The organism is Klebsiella sp. BIGb0407 (genome assembly GCF_024807845.1).
In the GTDB taxonomy this organism is placed as follows: domain Bacteria; phylum Pseudomonadota; class Gammaproteobacteria; order Enterobacterales; family Enterobacteriaceae; genus JGM124.
The window spans coordinates 17,022-36,308 of record NZ_JANUEQ010000001.1; the positions used below are offsets into that span (position 1 = coordinate 17,022).

20 protein-coding genes are annotated in these 19,287 nt (G+C 45.2%); 10 read left to right on the forward strand and 10 right to left on the reverse strand.

What is annotated here, in order from left to right; translation table 11 throughout:
* The first annotated feature begins 270 nt into the window (after positions 1-270).
* The 3 genes from M2387_RS00065 to M2387_RS00075 all read left to right on the forward strand — a co-directional run bounded on the left by M2387_RS00065 (position 271) and on the right by M2387_RS00075 (position 2,426).
* On the forward strand, positions 271-1,191 hold the full coding sequence (locus M2387_RS00065) for a bifunctional helix-turn-helix transcriptional regulator/GNAT family N-acetyltransferase (RefSeq protein WP_259046460.1): 921 nt from the start codon (positions 271-273) through the stop codon (positions 1,189-1,191).
* A gap of 102 nt (positions 1,192-1,293) precedes the next feature.
* Entirely contained in the window at positions 1,294-1,758 is a 465-nt protein-coding gene (locus tag M2387_RS00070) for a GNAT family N-acetyltransferase (RefSeq protein WP_259046461.1), read from the forward strand.
* A gap of 356 nt (positions 1,759-2,114) precedes the next feature.
* Positions 2,115-2,426, forward strand: coding sequence for an alpha/beta hydrolase (locus M2387_RS00075; protein WP_259046462.1), 312 nt, complete (start codon positions 2,115-2,117; stop codon positions 2,424-2,426).
* Between the two features lie 169 nt (positions 2,427-2,595).
* On the opposite strand, the gene M2387_RS00080 is transcribed toward M2387_RS00075, so the two are convergent.
* Complete coding sequence (locus M2387_RS00080) at positions 2,596-3,345, reverse strand: hypothetical protein (RefSeq protein WP_259046463.1); 750 nt, start codon at positions 3,343-3,345, stop codon at positions 2,596-2,598.
* Between the two features lie 70 nt (positions 3,346-3,415).
* On the reverse strand, positions 3,416-4,027 hold the full coding sequence (locus tag M2387_RS00085) for a TetR/AcrR family transcriptional regulator (RefSeq protein ID WP_259046464.1): 612 nt from the start codon (positions 4,025-4,027) through the stop codon (positions 3,416-3,418).
* Between the two features lie 128 nt (positions 4,028-4,155).
* On the opposite strand from M2387_RS00085, the gene M2387_RS00090 reads away from it, so the two are divergent.
* The 3 genes from M2387_RS00090 to M2387_RS00100 all read left to right on the forward strand — a co-directional run bounded on the left by M2387_RS00090 (position 4,156) and on the right by M2387_RS00100 (position 6,689).
* Positions 4,156-4,737: a sugar O-acetyltransferase gene (locus tag M2387_RS00090; protein WP_259046465.1), complete on the forward strand. Its 582-nt coding sequence runs from the start codon at positions 4,156-4,158 to the stop codon at positions 4,735-4,737.
* A gap of 114 nt (positions 4,738-4,851) precedes the next feature.
* Positions 4,852-5,613 (forward strand): isocitrate lyase/PEP mutase family protein, encoded by a 762-nt coding sequence (locus tag M2387_RS00095; RefSeq protein WP_259046466.1) that lies wholly within the window; start codon positions 4,852-4,854, stop codon positions 5,611-5,613.
* A complete protein-coding gene (locus tag M2387_RS00100) occupies positions 5,613-6,689 on the forward strand; it encodes a bifunctional transcriptional activator/DNA repair enzyme AdaA (RefSeq protein WP_259046467.1) in 1,077 nt (358 codons plus the stop codon). The genes M2387_RS00095 and M2387_RS00100 overlap by 1 nt, the downstream gene beginning before the upstream one ends.
* A gap of 55 nt (positions 6,690-6,744) precedes the next feature.
* Here the strand turns inward: M2387_RS00100 and M2387_RS00105 are convergent, their stop codons facing one another.
* Positions 6,745-7,776 (reverse strand): methionine synthase, encoded by a 1,032-nt coding sequence (locus M2387_RS00105; protein ID WP_259046468.1) that lies wholly within the window; start codon positions 7,774-7,776, stop codon positions 6,745-6,747.
* A gap of 25 nt (positions 7,777-7,801) precedes the next feature.
* The gene (locus M2387_RS00110) at positions 7,802-8,785 is read right to left on the reverse strand and encodes a DUF1852 domain-containing protein (protein ID WP_259046469.1); all 984 of its coding nucleotides are present in this window, start codon (positions 8,783-8,785) and stop codon (positions 7,802-7,804) included.
* Positions 8,786-9,132: 347 nt separating this feature from the next.
* Between M2387_RS00110 and M2387_RS00115 the strand changes: the two genes are divergently transcribed.
* Positions 9,133-9,471, forward strand: coding sequence for a nuclear transport factor 2 family protein (locus tag M2387_RS00115; RefSeq protein ID WP_259046470.1), 339 nt, complete (start codon positions 9,133-9,135; stop codon positions 9,469-9,471).
* Between the two features lie 445 nt (positions 9,472-9,916).
* On the opposite strand, the gene M2387_RS00120 is transcribed toward M2387_RS00115, so the two are convergent.
* Together M2387_RS00120 and M2387_RS00125 are read right to left on the reverse strand one after the other, a co-directional pair.
* Positions 9,917-11,035, reverse strand: coding sequence for a mandelate racemase/muconate lactonizing enzyme family protein (locus M2387_RS00120; protein ID WP_259046471.1), 1,119 nt, complete (start codon positions 11,033-11,035; stop codon positions 9,917-9,919).
* Positions 11,035-12,570 (reverse strand): BCCT family transporter, encoded by a 1,536-nt coding sequence (locus M2387_RS00125; protein ID WP_310572760.1) that lies wholly within the window; start codon positions 12,568-12,570, stop codon positions 11,035-11,037. The genes M2387_RS00120 and M2387_RS00125 overlap by 1 nt, the downstream gene beginning before the upstream one ends.
* A 145-nt stretch (positions 12,571-12,715) precedes the next feature.
* Between M2387_RS00125 and M2387_RS00130 the strand changes: the two genes are divergently transcribed.
* Complete coding sequence (locus M2387_RS00130) at positions 12,716-13,621, forward strand: LysR substrate-binding domain-containing protein (protein ID WP_259046472.1); 906 nt, start codon at positions 12,716-12,718, stop codon at positions 13,619-13,621.
* Positions 13,622-13,625: 4 nt separating this feature from the next.
* On the opposite strand, the gene M2387_RS00135 is transcribed toward M2387_RS00130, so the two are convergent.
* On the reverse strand, positions 13,626-13,973 hold the full coding sequence (locus tag M2387_RS00135) for a DUF488 domain-containing protein (protein ID WP_259046473.1): 348 nt from the start codon (positions 13,971-13,973) through the stop codon (positions 13,626-13,628).
* Positions 13,974-14,136: 163 nt separating this feature from the next.
* On the opposite strand from M2387_RS00135, the gene M2387_RS00140 reads away from it, so the two are divergent.
* Complete coding sequence (locus tag M2387_RS00140; RefSeq protein WP_259046474.1) at positions 14,137-14,853, forward strand: CTP synthase C-terminal region-related (seleno)protein; 717 nt, start codon at positions 14,137-14,139, stop codon at positions 14,851-14,853.
* Between the two features lie 63 nt (positions 14,854-14,916).
* Here M2387_RS00140 and M2387_RS00145 read toward each other — a convergent pair whose 3' ends face one another.
* Positions 14,917-16,101, reverse strand: a complete 1,185-nt coding sequence (locus M2387_RS00145) for a CynX/NimT family MFS transporter (protein ID WP_259046475.1) — start codon at positions 16,099-16,101, stop codon at positions 14,917-14,919.
* 96 nt (positions 16,102-16,197) lie between these two features.
* Here M2387_RS00145 and M2387_RS00150 point away from each other — a divergent pair, with 96 nt between their 5' ends.
* Positions 16,198-16,995 carry an AraC family transcriptional regulator gene (locus tag M2387_RS00150; RefSeq protein WP_259046476.1) on the forward strand — a complete coding sequence of 266 codons (798 nt, stop codon included), beginning with the start codon at positions 16,198-16,200 and terminating at the stop codon, positions 16,993-16,995.
* Positions 16,996-17,085: 90 nt separating this feature from the next.
* Here M2387_RS00150 and sugE read toward each other — a convergent pair whose 3' ends face one another.
* On the reverse strand, positions 17,086-17,403 hold the full coding sequence (gene sugE / locus M2387_RS00155) for a quaternary ammonium compound efflux SMR transporter SugE (protein ID WP_259046477.1): 318 nt from the start codon (positions 17,401-17,403) through the stop codon (positions 17,086-17,088).
* 540 nt (positions 17,404-17,943) lie between these two features.
* On the reverse strand, positions 17,944-19,230 hold the full coding sequence (locus M2387_RS00160) for a YeaH/YhbH family protein (RefSeq protein ID WP_259046478.1): 1,287 nt from the start codon (positions 19,228-19,230) through the stop codon (positions 17,944-17,946).
* Positions 19,231-19,287: the final 57 nt, after the last annotated feature.

A 19,287-nucleotide genomic window follows, 5' to 3' on the forward strand; every position in this document is an offset into this window, starting at 1 on the left:
TTTGCTGTCAATTGAGATTGGGAATTGCAAGTCTAACTTTGTTCGGAAATGCTACGTCCGTCATACTTTCTCATTTGGCACTCAATTTGAGCTAGTATTGGTCGAGGATCTTCAGTTAAATGCAAAGATGATGATCAACGCAAGTGATGTGGTTAGAGCGTATTTGGCGGGTAACTTCTTTGTAAATATTCACTCGCATACACAAACTAGTTAACATGGTTAACTAGTTTGTGTATGGTGAACCAACGTGATTTATTGCAGAGAATGTTTATGAACCAAAATGAAATACGTCAGTTCCGTGCAGCCTTACGAGAGATGGTCAGAGAGCTGGGTATGCTCAGCCGTAAAAGTAGCGGAACTGAATTATCCCCTCTCCAGAGTCATATTCTGATTGAACTGAACAGTAAACCCTCCAGTGCAACAGAGCTGTCTATAAAGCTCTGCGTTGAGAAAGCGAGTATGAGCCGTACGCTTCGTAGCCTGATTGAGGCCGGATATTTACTGAGGGAATATGACGATCAGGATGGCAGAGCATCAATATTTTCGTTAAGCGATTCAGGAAGGGAGCGACTTTTATCTCTGGAAGAAAATGCAGACAGGTTTACTGAGGAAGCTCTGGCTTCATCCTCAGATGAAGAAGCACAAGAATTCCTAAAAACCATTATGCGCTTCTCCGGTAGTCTGCGAAACGCACGTCGTCAGCGTGAAGCCGGTATGACTTTCCGACCCATTGAGGCCAGGGATAATGCTGCTATAGCAGAGATAATACGGAATAGTTTTCGGGAGAATAAAATCGATCACCTGGAAGGTGTTAGCCTCCACGATCCGGAACTGGAGCGTTTAAGCGAAGCCTACAATCATCCCGGATCGGGATACTGGGTTGCTGAGGCTAAGGGAAAAATTATCGGCGGAGCCGGAATCGCGCCGCTTGCTGGAGAAGACAATATTTGTGAAATGCAGAAATTGTTTTTTAGTCGTGACGTAAAAGGAATGGGGGCAGGCAGACGAATGATCTCTTTCATTATCGATAAAGCGAGTGCTATGGGATATCAATCCTGCTATCTGGAAACGCTTGATGAGCTGAAGGATGCCGTTCGTCTTTATGAAATTTTTGGTTTCCGTCATATCACCGAAAGACTGGGTAATACAGGCCATAATAGTTGCGGAATCTGCATGCTCAGAAAACTGTAACAACACGACCTCAAAACAGATCTTTTAAAACCTAAAATCTTATTGAAATATCAGAACTATAAACGTTATAAACGTGGTTAACCCGTTAGTTAAGAGAAAAAAATGCAGATTAAAAGACTTATGGAGGATCCTGCTTATCTTGAACAGACCTCGGAGTTGCTGTTCAGGGAATGGTCATCTCTGCCTTCGTGGGCAAATAAAGAAGATATTCGTGCGCGGCTTATTGAGCGCAACTCTGATAGCCGTCAGATTACCCTGGTCGTTGTGGATCCAGAAAATAATGTTATTGCAGCCGGTAGTCATATTCTTTACGAGCTTAATGATGACCCCACGCGTATACATTGGTTAGGAGAGATAATCACAAGACCTTCATATCGTGGTAAGGGAATAGGCTCAGTGCTAATGAATGGATTAATTGAACTGGCATCCGTACAAAAAATTGCTGAATTATGGCTCTATACTCCGGACATGCAGCCCTTTTATCGCAAGCTTGGATGGGAGGACAGGGAAAGTCGTAATGTAGCAGGGGAAGATGTTACCCTGATGGCCTTAAATCTGCAGAATTGACTTATTAATGTGAATGACGAATACATAGAAATAGATTAAAGGGAGCCTGAAGCTCCCATTTTTTATACTCAAAAAAATATCCGAATGATGATCAGTACAGGCTGGATAACTCTTATTGATAAATATTTACGGGTATAAACAGGAAGCTGTCGGCTGTTCTACAGGACCCTGTACTTGGAGAGCATACTGATAACAATAGAATCGGATTTTTAGGCTTTTCTGCCGGAGGAACGACGGGTCATATACTGGCAGGAACCAAATCAGAATTATCCCGCCTTGTTGATTACTGCGTGAATCACGTCAAAGATAGCCATGTCTGTGAAGCCAGAGGAAATATCAGGATTGAATATCCGGAATTGCTTCCGTTTTCTGATAAACGTATTAAGTCTTTTGTTTTGCTCGCTCCTTTAAGCGTTATTTTTAGTCCTGAAGAATTAAACTCAATTAAGGCTCCATTGCTTATCTTTACCGGAAATAAAGATGAGGAATTATCACCTGATGAAAATGCGCTATCACTGGCAAAAGAGATCAACGCAACGTTAAAAATTATTCCTGATGCTGGTCATTTCACCTTTTTGTCTCCATGTTCAGTTGACATGAATCGCGTTATGCCGGCTCTCTGCTCGATCGCCAGGGCGTGGATCGGGCCTCAATTTACCGTGATATAAATGCAGATATGACGGCTTTTTTTAATGACACTTTAAAAGTGAAATAGCCGTTTTCTTATCCGTTTTCACATTTCTGGTCCGTTATCCATGTTGAGATAGCATTGAGCGCTCCCAGTGAGTAGGCATATCTCCCGGACACAATTACTACCTGGCTGTACTCAAATGATATCTACTTAACGATTCCATCTGCCGGTGCAAATATCCATCCTTCGATAGGATCTAAATCAACGGTTGGTTGTATCAATTTTTCGGGGCTGAAGAAATAAAGCCATCCGGTGAGTGCGCAAATCAGAGCATCACAATGATCCTGATGTGGGAAATTTTCTTTAATTTGTTGTTCCAGAATGTCTGTAACCATCTCTTTCATTAACCGTGAATCTTTACACGCTGAGGGGTAAGCCTCGATGGCAGTAAGATTATGTCTATCCTCCCATACGCCGCAGGATGTTCTCTGGAGTCCATATCGATTAAGAACATGAAGGCCTTTTGTCGCCTGGCTTCCTATCATATCTTTAACCGGGGAAAGCGGGCTGAGACCATTTTTAAATAAGAAAAACTCGGTCTGTCTGTGCAGGTAGGGATTTGCTGTTGAGGCTCCGACACAATCAGCCGTGACCCCGGTAGTGAGCAAATTGATAAAAGGGCGTGAAAATCCCAGAGGTGTATCAATTGCCAGCATAGCGGAAAGGTTAGTCTTTGTATTGTCATCTGAACAGCAGGACTGGAGAGCAAGAATAAAATCACGCGCGTTATCTGTATTATTGATAACTTCACGTAAATTACCCCTCCAGGGTTTGCCGACCAAATGTTTTTGACGGTCAATGATGACGATAGCATCGCGACTGTTAGGGTTTTTATCACAGTTCCAACCGCCAACATCCCAGCCGATAAAGAGTTCAGGTTGTTTATTAATGGTCATTACTCTTTCCGGATTCTGAGATTTGTTCATTTCAGGCTTAGCGAGTCTGGATACTGATACAAGGGTACTCTCATCCGGCAGAGGCTATCAGCCGTATCACCCGTTCAATTTCTGCCCTTGTCATCGGTTGTTCGTCAAAATAATTATGTATGCCGATACCTTCGATAAAGGCATCGATAACCCGCGCGGTGGCTGGCGTAAAGTGCTGTTCTAATGCCGCTCTGCTTTGTTTCATCCAGCTTTGAGGCAGGCTCTTTAACTGAGGATTTCTGGACACAAAGGTATAGAGTTCAAAGCTGAGCGTTAGCGTACCCTGTGAGCCCCAAATCTTTTGATCGATGATATCCACGACTGCAGTTAACGCTTCTTCCCGTGTTTTGGCAGCCGCCAGCATTTCACAGAACTCATTACTTATTGATAAAGAGAGTTGAGTAAATGCCTCTTCGATCAGTTGGTTAATACTTTCAAAGTAATAGGTTAGCGACCCCAGAGAGACATCGGCCATTTCGGCAACTTTCCTTGAGGACGTGCCGGTTATTCCATGTTTTTCAATGGCTTCTAATGTGACGGCGATAAGGCGTTCGCGCCGTGAAGGATCATAACGGCGTTTACGGCGGCCAGTCACCTTAACGGCATCTTTGTGGTTGTTATCATCCATATCGTAGTTCTCTTCTTTCTTCATACGGCTATACATTTATCATTTTATATGTACACTCGTACACATAATGATTTAATCCTTCTCTTCTACGAAACACTATGTACCGATTTGGGCATATTAAGCCCTTTTTCAGATCATTCAGGAGGTGCCAGATGAACGAAGCGGAAAAAGCTGCCGCAGGTATGTTATACGATGCAAACTATGATAACGACCTGCTCAGCAAGCGCGACGAGGCGAAATTAAAGATTTTTAATTTCAACCATACACCTTTTACTGAGAAACAGCTAAGAAGTGAAATTCTGGGCAGTTTACTCGGTAAGCAGGGGGCTAATATCACGATAGAGGGACCTTTCTATTGCGATTATGGCTATAACATTGAAATTGGTGATAATTTCTACGCTAACGTTAATTTTACCGTACTTGACGGTGCTAAGGTCACAATCGGCGATAACGTGTTTATTGCCCCGAATGTTGGGATCTATACCGCAGGGCATCCTCTCGATACAGAACGCCGAAATAAGGGGCTTGAGTACGCATATCCGGTAACAATAGGGAATAATGTCTGGATAGGGGCGGGTGTCAACATTCTTCCCGGCGTCACTATTGGGTCTGATACGGTGATTGGCGCGGGTGCCGTGGTGCTCCGGGATGTCCCCGGCGGTGTACTTGTTGCGGGTAATCCCGCCAGAATTATCAGAAAAATTACGGAAGAAGATAAGTTGCGCTATCGCTAAAATTCTGACTGTCAAATAACGAAGAATAGACTCCTAAAAATGGTCGTCCGATTTTCGGTTGTTGATTCCGGGCTGAAGTTCTAGATTTATCCGGGACAACAACAGGAGATTATCGTGGATTTCACTCAGCTTCATCATCAAAACAACCCCTTACTGATTGCCAATGTCTGGGATGTCTGTAGTGCCCGTGCCGCACAGCAAGCGGGATACCAGGCCTTGGGAACATCAAGTGCGGCTATTGCCGCTATGCTGGGTTATGAGGACGGGGAGGCAATATCATTTGATGAATTATTCTATATTGTCTCCCGTATTAAATCGGCAACCAGCCTGCCATTAAGTGTTGATATTGAAGCGGGTTTTGGGCAAACGGCTAGCGCAATCGCTGATAATATTAAACGTCTCGTTCGGGCGGGAGTCGCGGGTATTAATATTGAGGACAGTACCGTCACCGAGGGGGTAAGGCAGCTTGCCAGTGCTGAGACCTTTGCTGCTTGTTTACAAGATATTCGCAGTTATCTTGCAAAAGAAAATCTGCGTTTATTTATCAATGTGCGCACCGATACTTATCTGCTTAATCATGAACAGGCATTGCAAGAAACACTATTGCGTGGTCAGCTGTATCGGCAGGCTGGTGCGGATGGCCTCTTTGTTCCCTGCCTGACGGCGGAAAATGAGATGGCTATCCTGAGCCGTGAGATTGTTTTACCCTTAAACGTTATGTGTATGCCGGATTTAGCCTCGTTTGAATTGCTATGGAAGGCAGGCGTTAAGCGGATTTCTATGGGGAATTTTGTTCATGCTTGTTTGCAATCGAAGCTCGAAGAGATGATGCAGCAAATTAAATCCCAACAGTCCTTTTCAGGAGTATTTAGCTAATGGAAATTACCGATAATACTCAGTGTGATGTCTGGTATCAGGCATTGCTGGAACGGGCTTCAGATTATACCGGCGTGTTTTTTGTGGGGGTTAAAACGACCGGAGTATTTTGTATTTCGGTCTGCCGGGCACGTAAACCGAAACGGGAAAATGTCCTGTTTTACCGCGATGTTAAATCTGCACTTGCAGCAGGTTTTCGTCCTTGTAAAGTTTGCCGTCCCACAGAAAATGCCTGTAGTGCTCCGGTATATATTGAACAAGCTCTTCAGTTGGTTCGTGGGCAGCCTAAAGTGCGTATTACTGATGCCTGTTTGCGTGCTCACGGACTTAGCCCGGAAAGAGTACGGCGCTGGTTCCTTCAGAATCACGGTATCACTTTTCAGGCATTCCAGCGCATGCAGCGCGTGAATGTGGCGATTCAGGAATTAAAATCAGGGCGATCGGCCACTGATGTCGCTTTTGATAGTGGCTATGAGTCATTAAGTGGTTTTGGTTATACCTATAAACGGATGACCGGAACGGCACCGACTGGAGCCAGTGGCGTTATCCTGATCCACCGTTTTACCACCCCGCTCGGGCCGATGTTTGTCTGCGCAACGGAGCGTGGAATATGTTTGCTGGAATTCACGGATCGTCGAATGTTGGAAACCGAGTTTCGTGACCTTCAGCGTTTATTGAAAGCGAGGATTATGTCGGGTGAAAACAGCCATACCCGGCAAGCCGAGCAACAGATCGGTGAGTATTTTCAAGGTGCCCGGCAGCAGTTTGATCTCCTGCTTGATACCCCGGGTAGTGATTTTCAGCGCAATGTCTGGCAGGGTTTACGGGCTATTCCCTATGGTCAGACGACACATTACCAGCATCTTTCAGAGCAGATAGAAAGACCCACAGCCGTACGCGCTGTCGCCAGTGCAAATGGTGCAAACCGGGTGGCAATCGTTATTCCCTGTCACCGGGTTATTGGTAAAGATGGCACTATGACGGGATACGGTGGCGGAATGGCGCGTAAAGAGTGGCTGATTAAGCATGAGAAACAATATGCCATGATGGCGGGTGATATATTTAGTCCGGAATAATTGAACTCGCTTATTCCGGACTGAGTTGCTTTAGTTACTCTGACAACGGGCGATATTATTTTGCCAGCAGTTCGTTACGTACGATTTCCGCACCCGCGCTCAACGCCTGCAATTTACCTCTTGCCACCTGACGTGGAAGTGGAGCCATGCCACAGTTGGTCGATGGATAGAGCTTGTCGGCATCGACAAACTGCAGAGCTTTACGCAGAGTATTAGCGACTTCTTCTGCAGTCTCAATGGTATTGGTCGCTACATCAATAGCACCGACCATCACTTTTTTGCCACGGATAAGTTCAATCAAATCCATGGGTACACGTGAGTTCTGGCATTCCAGTGAGATAATATCGATAGCTGATTTTTGTAGCTTAGGGAAAGCTTGTTCATATTGACGCCACTCTGAACCCAGCGTTTTTTTCCAGTCCGTGTTGGCTTTGATGCCATAACCGTAGCAAATATGTACTGCAGTTTCACACTTAAGGCCTTCAATGGCTCTTTCCAGCGTGGCAATACCCCAGTCATTCACTTCATCAAAGAAGACATTAAATGCTGGCTCATCAAACTGGATGATATCGACACCGGCAGCTTCCAACTCTCTGGCTTCTTGATTAAGAATTTTGGCAAATTCCCAGGCGAGCTTTTCGCGGCTTTTATAATGATTGTCATACAGAGTGTCGATCATGGTCATCGGCCCCGGCAGTGCCCACTTAATAGGTTGCTGGGTTAACTGACGTAAAAACTTAGCATCTTCAACAAAGACCGGTTTTTTACGCGCGACGGCACCCACGACAGTCGGGACACTGGCATCATAGCGATTACGAATTCTGACCGTCTCGCGTTTCTCAAAATCAACACCGTCAAGATGTTCAATAAAAGTGGTGACAAAATGCTGACGCGTTTGCTCGCCGTCACTGACGATATCGATACCTGCCAGCAGCTGTTCTTGTAATGACAGGCGCAAGGCGTCTTGCTTACCGTCAATGAGCTCCTGGTCTTGTAATTTCCACGGTGACCAGAGCGTTTCAGGCTGTGCCAGCCATGATGGTTTCGGTAAACTGCCTGCAGTAGAAGTCGGTAATAAACGTTTCATAATAGATGACCTTATTTTAGATTAATTAGTGTGCGTACTGAGCGGACCACTGCTCAAGAATTGTCTGGTAGGGTTTGATAAAGATTTCCTCAACAAACTTTCCCTGCTCAGTCGCTAACTGGCTACGCTCTTCTCGGTCATAAACAATGCGCGTTAATGAGTAATCCTGATGTTTTAAACTGGGTTGATAATTTTTCCCGGCTGCAGAATTCGCATTATAAATCTCAGGACGATAAATCTTCTGGAAAGTATCCATGGTACTGATGGTGCTGATAAGCTCAAGATTAGTGTAATCACTCAGCAAGTCACCAGAAAAGTAAAATGCCAGAGGGGCAACACTATTGGCAGGCATAAAGTAGCGAACCTTCAGACCCATTTTATTGAAATACTCATCCGTTAAAGAATACTCATCTTGCTGGTATTCAACGCCCAGTACCGGGTGGGTATTTTCGGTACGAACGTAGGTTTTAGTATTTGAGACACTGAGACAGATAACCGGTGCTTTAGCAAAATTATCTTTGTAAGTGTCTGAGTTAACGAAACATTTAAATAAATTGCCGTGCAGGATGCCAAAATCATCCGGGACACTAAATGTGTTGCTGGCTTTATTATGCTCAGAAAGTAATACGCTGAAGTCATAATCACGAACATAAGAGGAAAAATTATTTCCCACCATGCCAGCAATACGTTCGTTGGTTTTCAGATCAACAATATTGGTTTTCAATATTTCAATTAATGGCAGCGCGTGCTCACTGTTTGCGCTATCAATATTCATCTCAACAGAGATGATTTCCAGTTCAACCGTATAACGGTTACCTTCCGGGTTATCCCAGTGGGCAAGAGAATTGAAACGATTGTCAATCATCTTTAAAGTATTACGCAAATTCTCCTGACGGCTTGCTCCTCGGGCCAGGTTTGCAAAATTAGTGGTGATACGCGTATTTCCTGAGGGGTTATAATTCTCATCGAAACAAATGCTTTTAATCTTGAAAGTAAAATCTTTATTCATTGTAATCTGACATCCTATAGATAAATCTGTTTTTATTTCTTGCTTTTTTAAGGGATTTCCGATTTTCTTATGGCATTCCCACTCATTAATCTTCATATTGCTTTTTATTCACAACAATGGATATTGTTATGCCTGAGCCATTGGTTGAGTAAAAGTGATTTAATTTCATTACAACATGAGAGATTTTCATGTTGGGTCATGAAATCAACAGTCTTTTCGTTATAAATCTTCTTTTTAAGTTAAATAATAGTTATCATTCATATTGTTAGCTACATTTCATGCATCATCCTGGCAACATGACAGAAATGCATGAATGACAAAAATGAAACGACTAATGAGGTGCTGAAATGTCAGTTGAGTCTCCGGTTGAGGCACAGTTTATCGCTTATAATGCACATGACATTGATGCATTTATCGCCTGCTTTGCTGATGATTTTAAAGGTTACCGAATGCCAGCTGAATCGCCATCGATGGTGGGTAAGGTTGCGCTGAAGGAATTCTATATTAATAACCGCTTCAATAACCCGGCATTAAAAGCAGAGTTATTATCGCGGATTGTCCTCGGGAATAAGGTTTTTGATCATGAATATATTTATGGTCTCACCCCTGAACCTTTGGCGAGTGTTGCCGTTTTTGAAATAGAAAATAAGCTCATTAAAACCGCATGGTTCTATTTTCCTTCCTGATAAATGCTGAGATTAATAAGTATCAGAGAGAGGAATTGGGCTAAGTGGGAAAACCGTTCAAATAGAGATGAAGAGAACCCGACAGACGTCGGGTCACCACAAGGCTATCATCATTAATATAATTGGGTGCACAACCGAATCATTTTAAAGTGGTTTCGGTGCCTCCAGTGGAGGAATAAATAGGCATATACGGAATATAGAATAAGGAGCATTCCATATCACCGCAGAACTGAAACTATCCTTACTGGAGACGGTTAGCAAGCAACAAATGATATTTTTTTAAAAAATTGTATTTAGGTCTAAAATTTGCAAAATCAGCAGCGACAATATTGTTCTGACGCAGGGATCTCATTGTTGGATAAACGGATGCCGAATGGCCCAGCAACGTTCATTTTGATTAAAAAAGGAACAGTGTTGTCTGTTCCTTTTTCGCTGAGCTCGCAGGCTATTTCACACGATACTCGTTGATAAAGTCCTGGTCTAATTGCAGACCTAATCCCGGAGCATCAGAGACGGCTACTTTACCGGCTACTACGGGGGTCTTATTTTTGACTAAATACTTATAGATGAGGCTTTCACTTTGCGAATACTCAATTAAGTCGCCGAATCGGGTTGCCGCTAAGAACTGAATAGTGGCATGCAAAAGTATCCCGGTACTAAAACCGTGCGGGACTAAATTTACACCATTATTCTCGGCTAACTGATTGATCTTTCTTATTTCACTGATACCACCGCAGCGGGTAATATCTGGCTGTACTATCGCAGGATTGGCTTCTTCAATAAATTGTTTAAATTCAGAATAATGGGTTAAACCTTCACCCCCCGTGACTTTAATCGCGAGTGTTTCGGATAAACGACGATAGCATTTCAAACTGTCTGAAGGCACAGGTTCTTCGATCCAATTAAGATTAAACTCCTTTAACATTTCAGCACGGCTGTGTGCGTAAGAAAAGTTACGCCAGAGTCCGACCAGATCAATGGCTAAGTCGACTTTATTGCCGACAGCTTCACGTACCCGACGTACGGTTTCATAATCTTTCCGGGCATCAACGCCGAAATTATTGCCACCAAATTTAATGCTATCGAAACCTTGCGCAACTAAGTTTTTTGCTTTTTGGCAGGTCTCATCATCGTTATTTGCCGGAATAAAGGTCCCGTAGGCGTTGATATGCTGACGATATTTCCCGCCTAAAAGAATATGTACAGGGACATTGTAATACTGACCCGCAATATCCCATAGGGCGATATCAATAGCGCTGATTGCGTGAATACCAGCTCCTCGACGACCCATATACTCACTGCCAGTAAACATCTCATCCCACAGTTTTGAGATTTCTAACGGATTTTTACCGATCAGAATTTCGCGCAACCCCCGGCAGGTTGAATGTGATGCCGGTGTTTCAATTATCGACTTAATAACCAGTGGGGAGCTATCCGACTCACCATAACCGACGATGCCATTATCTGTGGTGATTTTAATAATGACCGCGTCCTCACCCCATTCACAAGCTTCGGTCAGCGCCGGGACACGTAACCAAATAACCTCAACATCAATGATTTTCATTATTTTGCTTCCTGCTTAACAGAATGATTTTTTAGCCATTTAACTAGCCCAATTGCACAGATAATCAGAATGATAATAAAGGGGGCGGCAGTCAGGGTTACTGCTGTTTTCAAAGTGGAGAGCGAAGCGTTGATATAGAGCATCGCCAGCGGGATCAGGCCCAACATGATACACCAGAATACACGCAGGCTTCGGGCCGGATCTTGTCCCTGGTGCAAGCCTTTGGTGGTCACCGCTGCAACCGTATAGGCTGTTGCATCTAAGTGAGAGGCCAGAAATACCATCATTAACAGAAAATAGAACAGACTAAACATCGTCCCTAGCGGTAATTGCATGAGCAGGTGACCCACGGCGGCTTCACCTTCATTAACTTGCAGCATCGCGGGTGCGTTAACCAATGCACTATTAAATAAATCGATGGCATAGCCACTTAAACTACCAAAGAAGAACCAGCAACCGGCACAGCCACCTAAAATCAGGCCGAGTATCACTTCACGAATAGTGCGGCCCTTAGACACACGAGTGATAAAAATAGAGACGCCTGGCGTATAGGTTATCCAGTATAGCCAGTAGAATACTGTCCAGTCTTTATTGAAGCTGCCTTGATCAATAGGGTCAGAAAAGAGACTCATTTTGACGAAGTTACTCAATGTCAGGCCAAGACTATTAACGAAGTTATCAACAATAAAGGATGTTTTACCTAACAGTAAGACCACGACACCAAAAGCCAGCGTCATGCCACAGGCGGCTTTTGCCAGTTTCTGCATGCCACCATCTATTCCAATATATGAACTTAACGAGAAGGTCAGCGTGATAATGGCCAGCAGAATCAGCTTCAGCATAAAGCTGTTTTGCATACCAAAAATTTCTGAAATCCCTGCTGATACCGTCCCTACGGTGATGGTTGTCGTCAGAACTAAACCCCCGAAGGTTGAGAACAGAAAGATCAGATCAATAACTTTTCCAAGAGGGCCTTTATCGGAAATACCAGTAATCGATGAAATCAGCGAGGACAGATTCAGCCCCTTCGATTTATTGACATAGAAGTGATAAGCCATTGCCAGTGAAGCAACAGCATAAATTGACCAGGGCGTTAATCCCCAGTGGAAGAACACATACGACAGGCTGGTACGCAGGGCTTCTTTGCTTTCTGCGGTGATGTTAAGGCCTGGGGTATTGTAATAATATGCCCATTCCATAAAAGCCCAGTACATGGTTGCAGAGCCTAATCCCGCACAGATAAACATAAATATCCAACTGACATTGGAATATTCGGGTTTACCTTCACCCAGTTTAATATCACCGGCACGGCTGCATGCAATAATGATGACCATAATGACGCATGAAAAACCTAATAATTGAACAATCGACCCAATGGAATTCGTTAAACCATTGAATAGATTACCGGCAATTTGCTGAGATGATACAGGGTACATCATGAGTAAGATAATGGTAAAAATAACGACGATAATGCTTACGGAGATGAGGAATAAATCATTCCTGACGACAATATTGTTATCTTGTGATGTATCTATTTCTTATTCATAGTCGTTTCCATCAGTTATGGATATTTTATGTAAAGCAATATACTGCTCAAATACTATTTAAAATGCTTGCCAACTGAGATACCAACCCGTTTTACTTATAGAACTATTAAAAATGCTAATTCATGGATAACAAATGAGTGATAAAATAACACGCGTTCCACAGCTGGCATGGTTACTGGCTTTTAAAAGCGTTGCTGAAAATAGTAGTTTTACTTTCGCAGCACGTGAGCTACGCCTCACTCAGTCTGCTGTGAGCCAGCGTATTGCGAAGCTAGAAGATCTTTTAAAATCAACATTATTTTTTAGAAACTCAAAGAAAGTTGAATTAACAGAATCAGGAAAGATGTTACTTGAACAAATACAGTCGCCTTTTGATGAGATGTTGGGCGTACTGGAAGGCTATACCAGCTACTCTGGTAATCGCCATTTGATCATCGAAACAGAACCTGTCTGGAATAGGGTTGTTTTATCGCCAGAATTGCCTCTGTTTCTGGATAAAAACCAGGATATTATTTTCAGGCAGGCGCTCACAACCCATCATCTTGATTTTGCCGTGGGTACAGAACTAGCCATTAAATGGGGGGAAGGGGTCTGGGACGGTTTTGATGCTCAGTTTCTTTCAAGCCTGGATTATTACCCGGTCTGTTCACCCAAATATATGCAACAGCATAATATCCAAACGGTTGAAGACTTAGCGCGGGTGAGAATTCTGCATGAACGGGATTATTCAGACTGGCGATTTTGGTTAAAGTATCACCCATGTAAAGATATTCATCTCAGCAGCGGCCATATTGTCGGTGAGTCAAATATTTTAATGCAATTAGCCGTCTCGGGCGTGGGGGTTGCACTCTGTGGTTATACTCTGGTCAAAGAGTTACTGGCGTCCGGTCAGTTGGTCTTGCCCTTACCACAACATAAAGTTCGTCATCATAAGGCCTATTATATTTTGACCCGAAAAAATCATAAACTGTCAGCACAAGCCAAGATATTCATTGATTTTGTCAATGAGATTACGCTTGCACAACAGGGACAGCATTGAACACTCAGATCATGTTGCGTAAAAAATCAGCCAGCACCAGCGCATGATTTTGCTGGGTGTTTTTTGCGGCATACAGCAGCGTGACTGGCCCGTTTTTACTGCGTTCCGCCAGAATCCAGGCGGTTTGCTGGTGCTCTGCCAGTTCGGCACGGTAGCATCGACTAAATTCAGCAAAATCGATAGTTTCATTATGAAATGCGGTGCGCAATTCACTGGAAGGGGTTAAGTCTTTGGCCCATTCATCATAGAGCAGATCGGTTTTTTTGACACCGCGCGGCCACAGTTTGTCAACCAGAACACGGTAGCCATCCTCTTTCTCAGGAACATCGTAGACACGTTTACACTGGATCATGCGTTCACCTGTATTTGCCTTGATAAGGTTAAGTATAGCAGAGCGAGAGGGGATCTTTATCAGGTAACCTTGCACTGAATTTCTCTTGCAAGCCTTGTCAAAGTGGCTTAGCCTGATGTTCCTTATGCTGTTCTGTTAACCATGCACATAAGGAACTCCCTCGATGACGATTCTTCCTCAGGCCTCACTCAGTATTGCTTTAGTCGGCGACTATAACCCCGCGGTAATCGCCCATCAGGCCATTCCTCAGGCGTTAGCACAAAGCGCGGACACCCTCGGCATTGATATCCGCTGGCACTGGCGACCGACTACAGACGTTAAATCACCGGAAGACCTGGCGGGTTATGACGCTATCTGGTGTGTGCCGGCGAGCCCTTATCAAAATGAACAGGGCGCATTATCCGCGATTCGTTATGCCCGTGAACATCAGCGGCCTTTTTTAGGCACCTGCGGTGGATTTCAGCACGCAATTCTGGAATATGCGCGCAATGTAATGGGCTGGCAGGATGCCGGACATGCAGAAACCGCAACCGGAGGGAGGATGGTGATTTCGCCGCTGATTTGTTCTCTGGTGGAAAAGTCCGACACAATTATCCTGAAAGATAACTCAGCGACAGCGATGGCCTATGGTGAGACAAGCATTCACGAGGGGTATCACTGTAACTATGGCATTGATCCTCAGTTTGCTGTTGAACTGAACGCCAGCTCGCTGATGCCCGTGGGCTGGGACCTGCAGGGTGATATTCGAGCCGTTGAGCTGACCGGACATCCATTCTTTGTTGCCACTTTATTTCAGCATGAACGTCGGGCGCTAAATGGCCAGCCATCGCCGTTGGTCCTGGCATTCCTGAAGGCAGCGAAGGAACAAGCAGGGCAGTAAGATACTGATTTATTGCAGGCCTTATCCTGGTTAATGCCAGAATAAGGCTTCTGTTTTAAGAGGTTATTCGTGAATTTGAATGGGGCGTCCGGCATAGGCTCCAAATATGGCCATTACAATCGCCAGTACTGCGCATACCATCAGTGGCCAGGACCAGTTGCCGGAAAGGTCATGAATTTTACCCATTAATGGCGGACCAGCAGCTGCCAGCAGGTAACCAATAGACTGTGCCATTCCCGAGAGCGCAGCAGCCTGATGTGCTGACCCGGTACGTAAAGCGATAAAAGATAGCCCGAGGATCAGTGCGGCACCGGAACCAAAGCCGCCCAATGCTATCCATAATATCGCCAGTTGCGGAAACCACACCATTCCGGATACCGCAGTACACCAGAACAATGCTACCAGAATAGCAATACCGCGCTGATCTTTTAGACGACTGAGGATCAAACCCACCACCAGGCCAGGAACCGCGGTGGCGAGCTGTAACACGCCGTGCAATGAACCCGCCTGCTGTTCACTATACCCAAAGCTTATCAAGATAGAGGGCAACCAGCCCACGACCACATAATAGATAAACGAGTTAATCCCAAGAAACAGCGTCACCTGCCAGGCCAGAGCAGAAGACCAAATTCCACGATTTTTTAAAGCCGGATTACCCGAAAGGGTTGCACCGGATCGGTTACGCAGATGGGGTAACCAAAAAAGGATGGCCAGCAGCGGAAAAATCATCAGTGATAGCAAGGAGCCGGACCAGCCAAAACCGTACAGCGCGATGGGCACCACCATTACGGAACCGATAGCCGCCGCAATCCCCATGGTTAAAGAGTAAGCCCCGGTTAATTTGGCAATGCTTTCAGGGTAGTCACGCTTTACCAGACTCGGCAGCAATACGTTCCCCATCGCAATGCCGCAGCCGATAATTGCGGTACCGAAATATAGCCACAGTGGGCTGCCACCTGAGCGAATGGCAATACCCAGACAAATCATTACCATCGCCGCAAATAAAGTCCGTTCACTACCAAAACGACGTGAAATTCCCGCAACAAAAGGGGATACCAGGGCAAAAGCCAGCAGTGGAATGGTGGTTAACAGTCCTATTTGTGCGGTGGTTAATGAGAAACTGTCCCGAACCATATCCAGAAGGGGAGCGATACCGGTAAAAGGGGCCCGCAGCGTGCCGGCAATCATAAGTATGCCCGTTAACATGAGCAGACGGTGTTTTTTACTCTCAGGAATTATTATTTTCATGGTCATCATCCAAAATACTGAAATGTAACGATACAGGTTTCATCCTGAGAATGAATCAAGATAAAATGACAGATTATCGCTAAATTCGGACAATCTATGGAACGTGGCTTAAATCTTGACGGCTTTGATCCTGATAGTAGCTCGGCGCCAGCGCTGGCTTTCAGAGTGCGGACGGTACAGACCAGTCAGGAGATCCCCTTTCATTTCCATCGTAAAGGGCAGTTGATTCTGGCGCTGCATGGCGGTGTAACCACGGAAGTTCAACAGGCGATGTGGATGGTTCCGACCCATTATGCGGTATGGATCCCGAGTAATATGCCGCACAGTAATCGTGTTACCGCTAATGCCAGACTCAGCTTTTTATTTATCGAACCCGGTAGCGTTGAGATGCCGGAGCAATGTTGTACCTTAAAGATCTCGCCCCTGGTGCGTGAACTGATTTTACATCTCGCCAGTATTCCCTATGACAATCTTAACTGCCCGATGGTGCAGCGTCTGACTCAGGTGCTATTTGATGAGTTACCGAAACAGCCGATAGAGCAGCTGGAATTACCGATTTCCGGTAACGCCAGGATCCGCGAGATGGTGGATATGATGGCGCGAGATTTACAGGATAAACGTCCGCTCTCAAGCTGGGCAGATACCTTTGCGATGAGTGAGCGTAACCTTGCCCGTCTTATCGTCAAAGAGACCGGGCTTAATTTTCGACGCTGGCGCCAGCAGTTACAGCTGATTATTGCTTTACGATTGCTGGTAGGGGGACTAAACGTCCAGCAGGTGGCCGAGTCGCTGGGGTACGATTCGACTACAGCATTTATTACCATGTTTAAAAAAGCACTGGGCACGACACCCGGGCGTTATCTTAAAACGCTGACTAATAACGAGACTGAGTAAAGAGCCGTCGCTGGGATCATCACGTTTATATTTCGCCCGATAATGGTGCGTTCGGAAATAACCCGCACCATTATCGCTCACTAGCTGAAATTATTTGGTTGCGACTTTAAGTAAGACAACGCCTGAAATAATCAAACCAGCAGCAATAACACGAGTAAGATTGAGCGCCTCACCAAACACGGTGACCCCGACAATAAAAGCGCCTACCGCGCCAATACCCACCCAAACCGTATAAGCGGTACCCAGGGGTAATGTTTTCATCGCATAGGCCAGAAGAGCAAAACTCATCAGCATAAACGCCATCGTGATAATGCTCGGAATCAGACGAGTGAAACCATGAGATTCTTTCATGGCGCTCGCCCATACCACTTCAAAAATACCGGCCAGAGCCAGAGATAACCATGCCATGGTGACATCCTTTATAATTGCGGGGTCGTCCCGAGAAAAATATTCATTGCCACAGGCCGTCCTGTGCAAGCGTTTTCATGAAGAAACGAGGGTAAACCAGACGCATCTATGGATACATTCTTTGTCATCAGATTTTAGACGTGCTGAAAAGGTATCGCGTCAATTTACCCAGAATATTACCTGCGACACCGCAGCAGAGAACAAGAGAAGAACAGATTAAAAAAGCGTTGAGTCCCGGTTTGAGTCCGGTTTGAACGAGGAGTTGGGTAATAATAAAACCGGAAAGTATACCAGCCAGTGTAAATAAAGAGATCAGAACATTCATCGCTAAGCCTCGCAAATTTGTAAGAGGGTCGTCCCTCCAAAAAAATCGAAGCACAGCAGGTCGTCCTGCGTGGCGGGTGATAGACATCGCTAGTTTTTATAACACTGGTGGCATCAATATGCCACCATTTTAGTTTAGAAACAGGGAAGTTTGATTATCAACTATTTCAAGAAATCAGCCAGAAAAACTAAAGTTAACTGACTGATTTAGCATGGTTAATCATTACCCTGGGAAACCTGCTTCTGAAAGAGTTCACGGAATACCGGATAAATATCACTCTGTTCTTTTATATGCTGCATGGCGAAATTATCGTAACTTTCCTGCAGTTTTTCATACTCCAGCCACAGGGACTGGTGAGCGCGGCGAGTGATTTCGATATAGCTGTAATAACGCACCGTCGGGAGGAGTTTTTTCACTAAAATTTCCCGACATTGGGGGGAGTCATCTGCCCAGTTATCACCGTCTGATGCTTGAGCCGCATAGATATTCCACTGGGCGGCGTCGTAACGCTCCTCAACAATTTCGGCCATCAGTTTCAGTGCGCTGGAGACAATGGTTCCTCCGGTCTCCTGCGAGTAGAAAAACTCCTGTTCATCGACCTCTTTTGCCTGGGTATGATGGCGAATATAGACGACTTCAACGTTCTTATAGCTTCGGCTCAGGAACAGATAGAGCAAAATATAGAATCGCTTAGCCATATCTTTGGTGGCCTGATCCATTGAGCCAGAAACATCCATCAGGCAAAACATCACAGCCCGGCTGGAGGGTTCAGGGCGTTTTTCATAATTCTTAAAACGTAAATCAAAGGTATCAATAAAGGGAACCCGGGCAATTTTCTCCCGCAGTGCTGCGATTTCCCGGCGTAGCTCCTCTTCTTCCAGTAACTGCGCGGGTTCACTGTTACTGAGTGTTTCTAGCTCATCTTCCATTTCATGAAGCTGGCGCCGTTTACCCGCGGTTAATGCGGTGCGTCGGGCAAGGGAGTTTTGCAGCGAACGAACCACACTGATATTGGCTGGCACGCCATTGGCGGTATAGCCCGAGCGATGGGTGCTGTATTCCGTCAACTGGCGGTATGCATTACGTTTCAGATTGGGCAGGGCAAGATCTTCGAATAACAGGTCGAGATATTCATCTTTTGAAATTTGAAAAACAAAATCCTCACTGCCTTCACCGTCTTTACCGGCTTCACCCTGGCCGCTCCCACTGCCGCTGCCGCCATTTCCTTGCGGACGTGCGATACGGTCATTGGGGACAAAATGATCGTTTCCTGGATGCACGCGATGACGCAGACCGCCACTTCCCTGATGAAACATGGGTTCGCTAATATTCTCTTTCGGGATAGTGACCGACTCACCGCTATCAACATCGGTGACTGAGCGCTTATTAATTGCCCCTGAGAGGGACTGTTTGATTTGTGCTTTGTAACGGCGCAAGAAACGCTGGCGATTTACCGCGCTTTTGTTTTTTCCGTTGAGTCGCCGGTCTATAAAATAGGTCATGGTTCCCCCAAACGTCTTTGCCAGGCGACAGAACCCTGGAAAAGGGCTCTGTCGTGC

What these genes read in the sequence shown, in the direction of transcription:
- M2387_RS00065 (WP_259046460.1), top strand. Translation starts at nt 271, where the DNA reads ATGAACCAAAATGAAATACGTCAGTTCCGTGCAGCCTTACGAGAGATG.
- M2387_RS00070 (WP_259046461.1), top strand. Translation starts at nt 1,294, where the DNA reads ATGCAGATTAAAAGACTTATGGAGGATCCTGCTTATCTTGAACAGACC.
- M2387_RS00080 (WP_259046463.1), bottom strand. Translation starts at nt 3,345, where the DNA reads ATGACCATTAATAAACAACCTGAACTCTTTATCGGCTGGGATGTTGGC.
- M2387_RS00085 (WP_259046464.1), bottom strand. Translation starts at nt 4,027, where the DNA reads ATGAAGAAAGAAGAGAACTACGATATGGATGATAACAACCACAAAGAT.
- M2387_RS00090 (WP_259046465.1), top strand. Translation starts at nt 4,156, where the DNA reads ATGAACGAAGCGGAAAAAGCTGCCGCAGGTATGTTATACGATGCAAAC.
- M2387_RS00100 (WP_259046467.1), top strand. Translation starts at nt 5,613, where the DNA reads ATGGAAATTACCGATAATACTCAGTGTGATGTCTGGTATCAGGCATTG.
- M2387_RS00105 (WP_259046468.1), bottom strand. Translation starts at nt 7,776, where the DNA reads ATGAAACGTTTATTACCGACTTCTACTGCAGGCAGTTTACCGAAACCA.
- M2387_RS00110 (WP_259046469.1), bottom strand. Translation starts at nt 8,785, where the DNA reads ATGAATAAAGATTTTACTTTCAAGATTAAAAGCATTTGTTTCGATGAG.
- M2387_RS00115 (WP_259046470.1), top strand. Translation starts at nt 9,133, where the DNA reads ATGTCAGTTGAGTCTCCGGTTGAGGCACAGTTTATCGCTTATAATGCA.
- M2387_RS00120 (WP_259046471.1), bottom strand. Translation starts at nt 11,035, where the DNA reads ATGAAAATCATTGATGTTGAGGTTATTTGGTTACGTGTCCCGGCGCTG.
- M2387_RS00130 (WP_259046472.1), top strand. Translation starts at nt 12,716, where the DNA reads ATGAGTGATAAAATAACACGCGTTCCACAGCTGGCATGGTTACTGGCT.
- M2387_RS00135 (WP_259046473.1), bottom strand. Translation starts at nt 13,973, where the DNA reads ATGATCCAGTGTAAACGTGTCTACGATGTTCCTGAGAAAGAGGATGGC.
- M2387_RS00140 (WP_259046474.1), top strand. Translation starts at nt 14,137, where the DNA reads ATGACGATTCTTCCTCAGGCCTCACTCAGTATTGCTTTAGTCGGCGAC.
- M2387_RS00145 (WP_259046475.1), bottom strand. Translation starts at nt 16,101, where the DNA reads ATGAAAATAATAATTCCTGAGAGTAAAAAACACCGTCTGCTCATGTTA.
- M2387_RS00150 (WP_259046476.1), top strand. Translation starts at nt 16,198, where the DNA reads ATGGAACGTGGCTTAAATCTTGACGGCTTTGATCCTGATAGTAGCTCG.
- sugE (WP_259046477.1), bottom strand. Translation starts at nt 17,403, where the DNA reads ATGGCATGGTTATCTCTGGCTCTGGCCGGTATTTTTGAAGTGGTATGG.
- M2387_RS00160 (WP_259046478.1), bottom strand. Translation starts at nt 19,230, where the DNA reads ATGACCTATTTTATAGACCGGCGACTCAACGGAAAAAACAAAAGCGCG.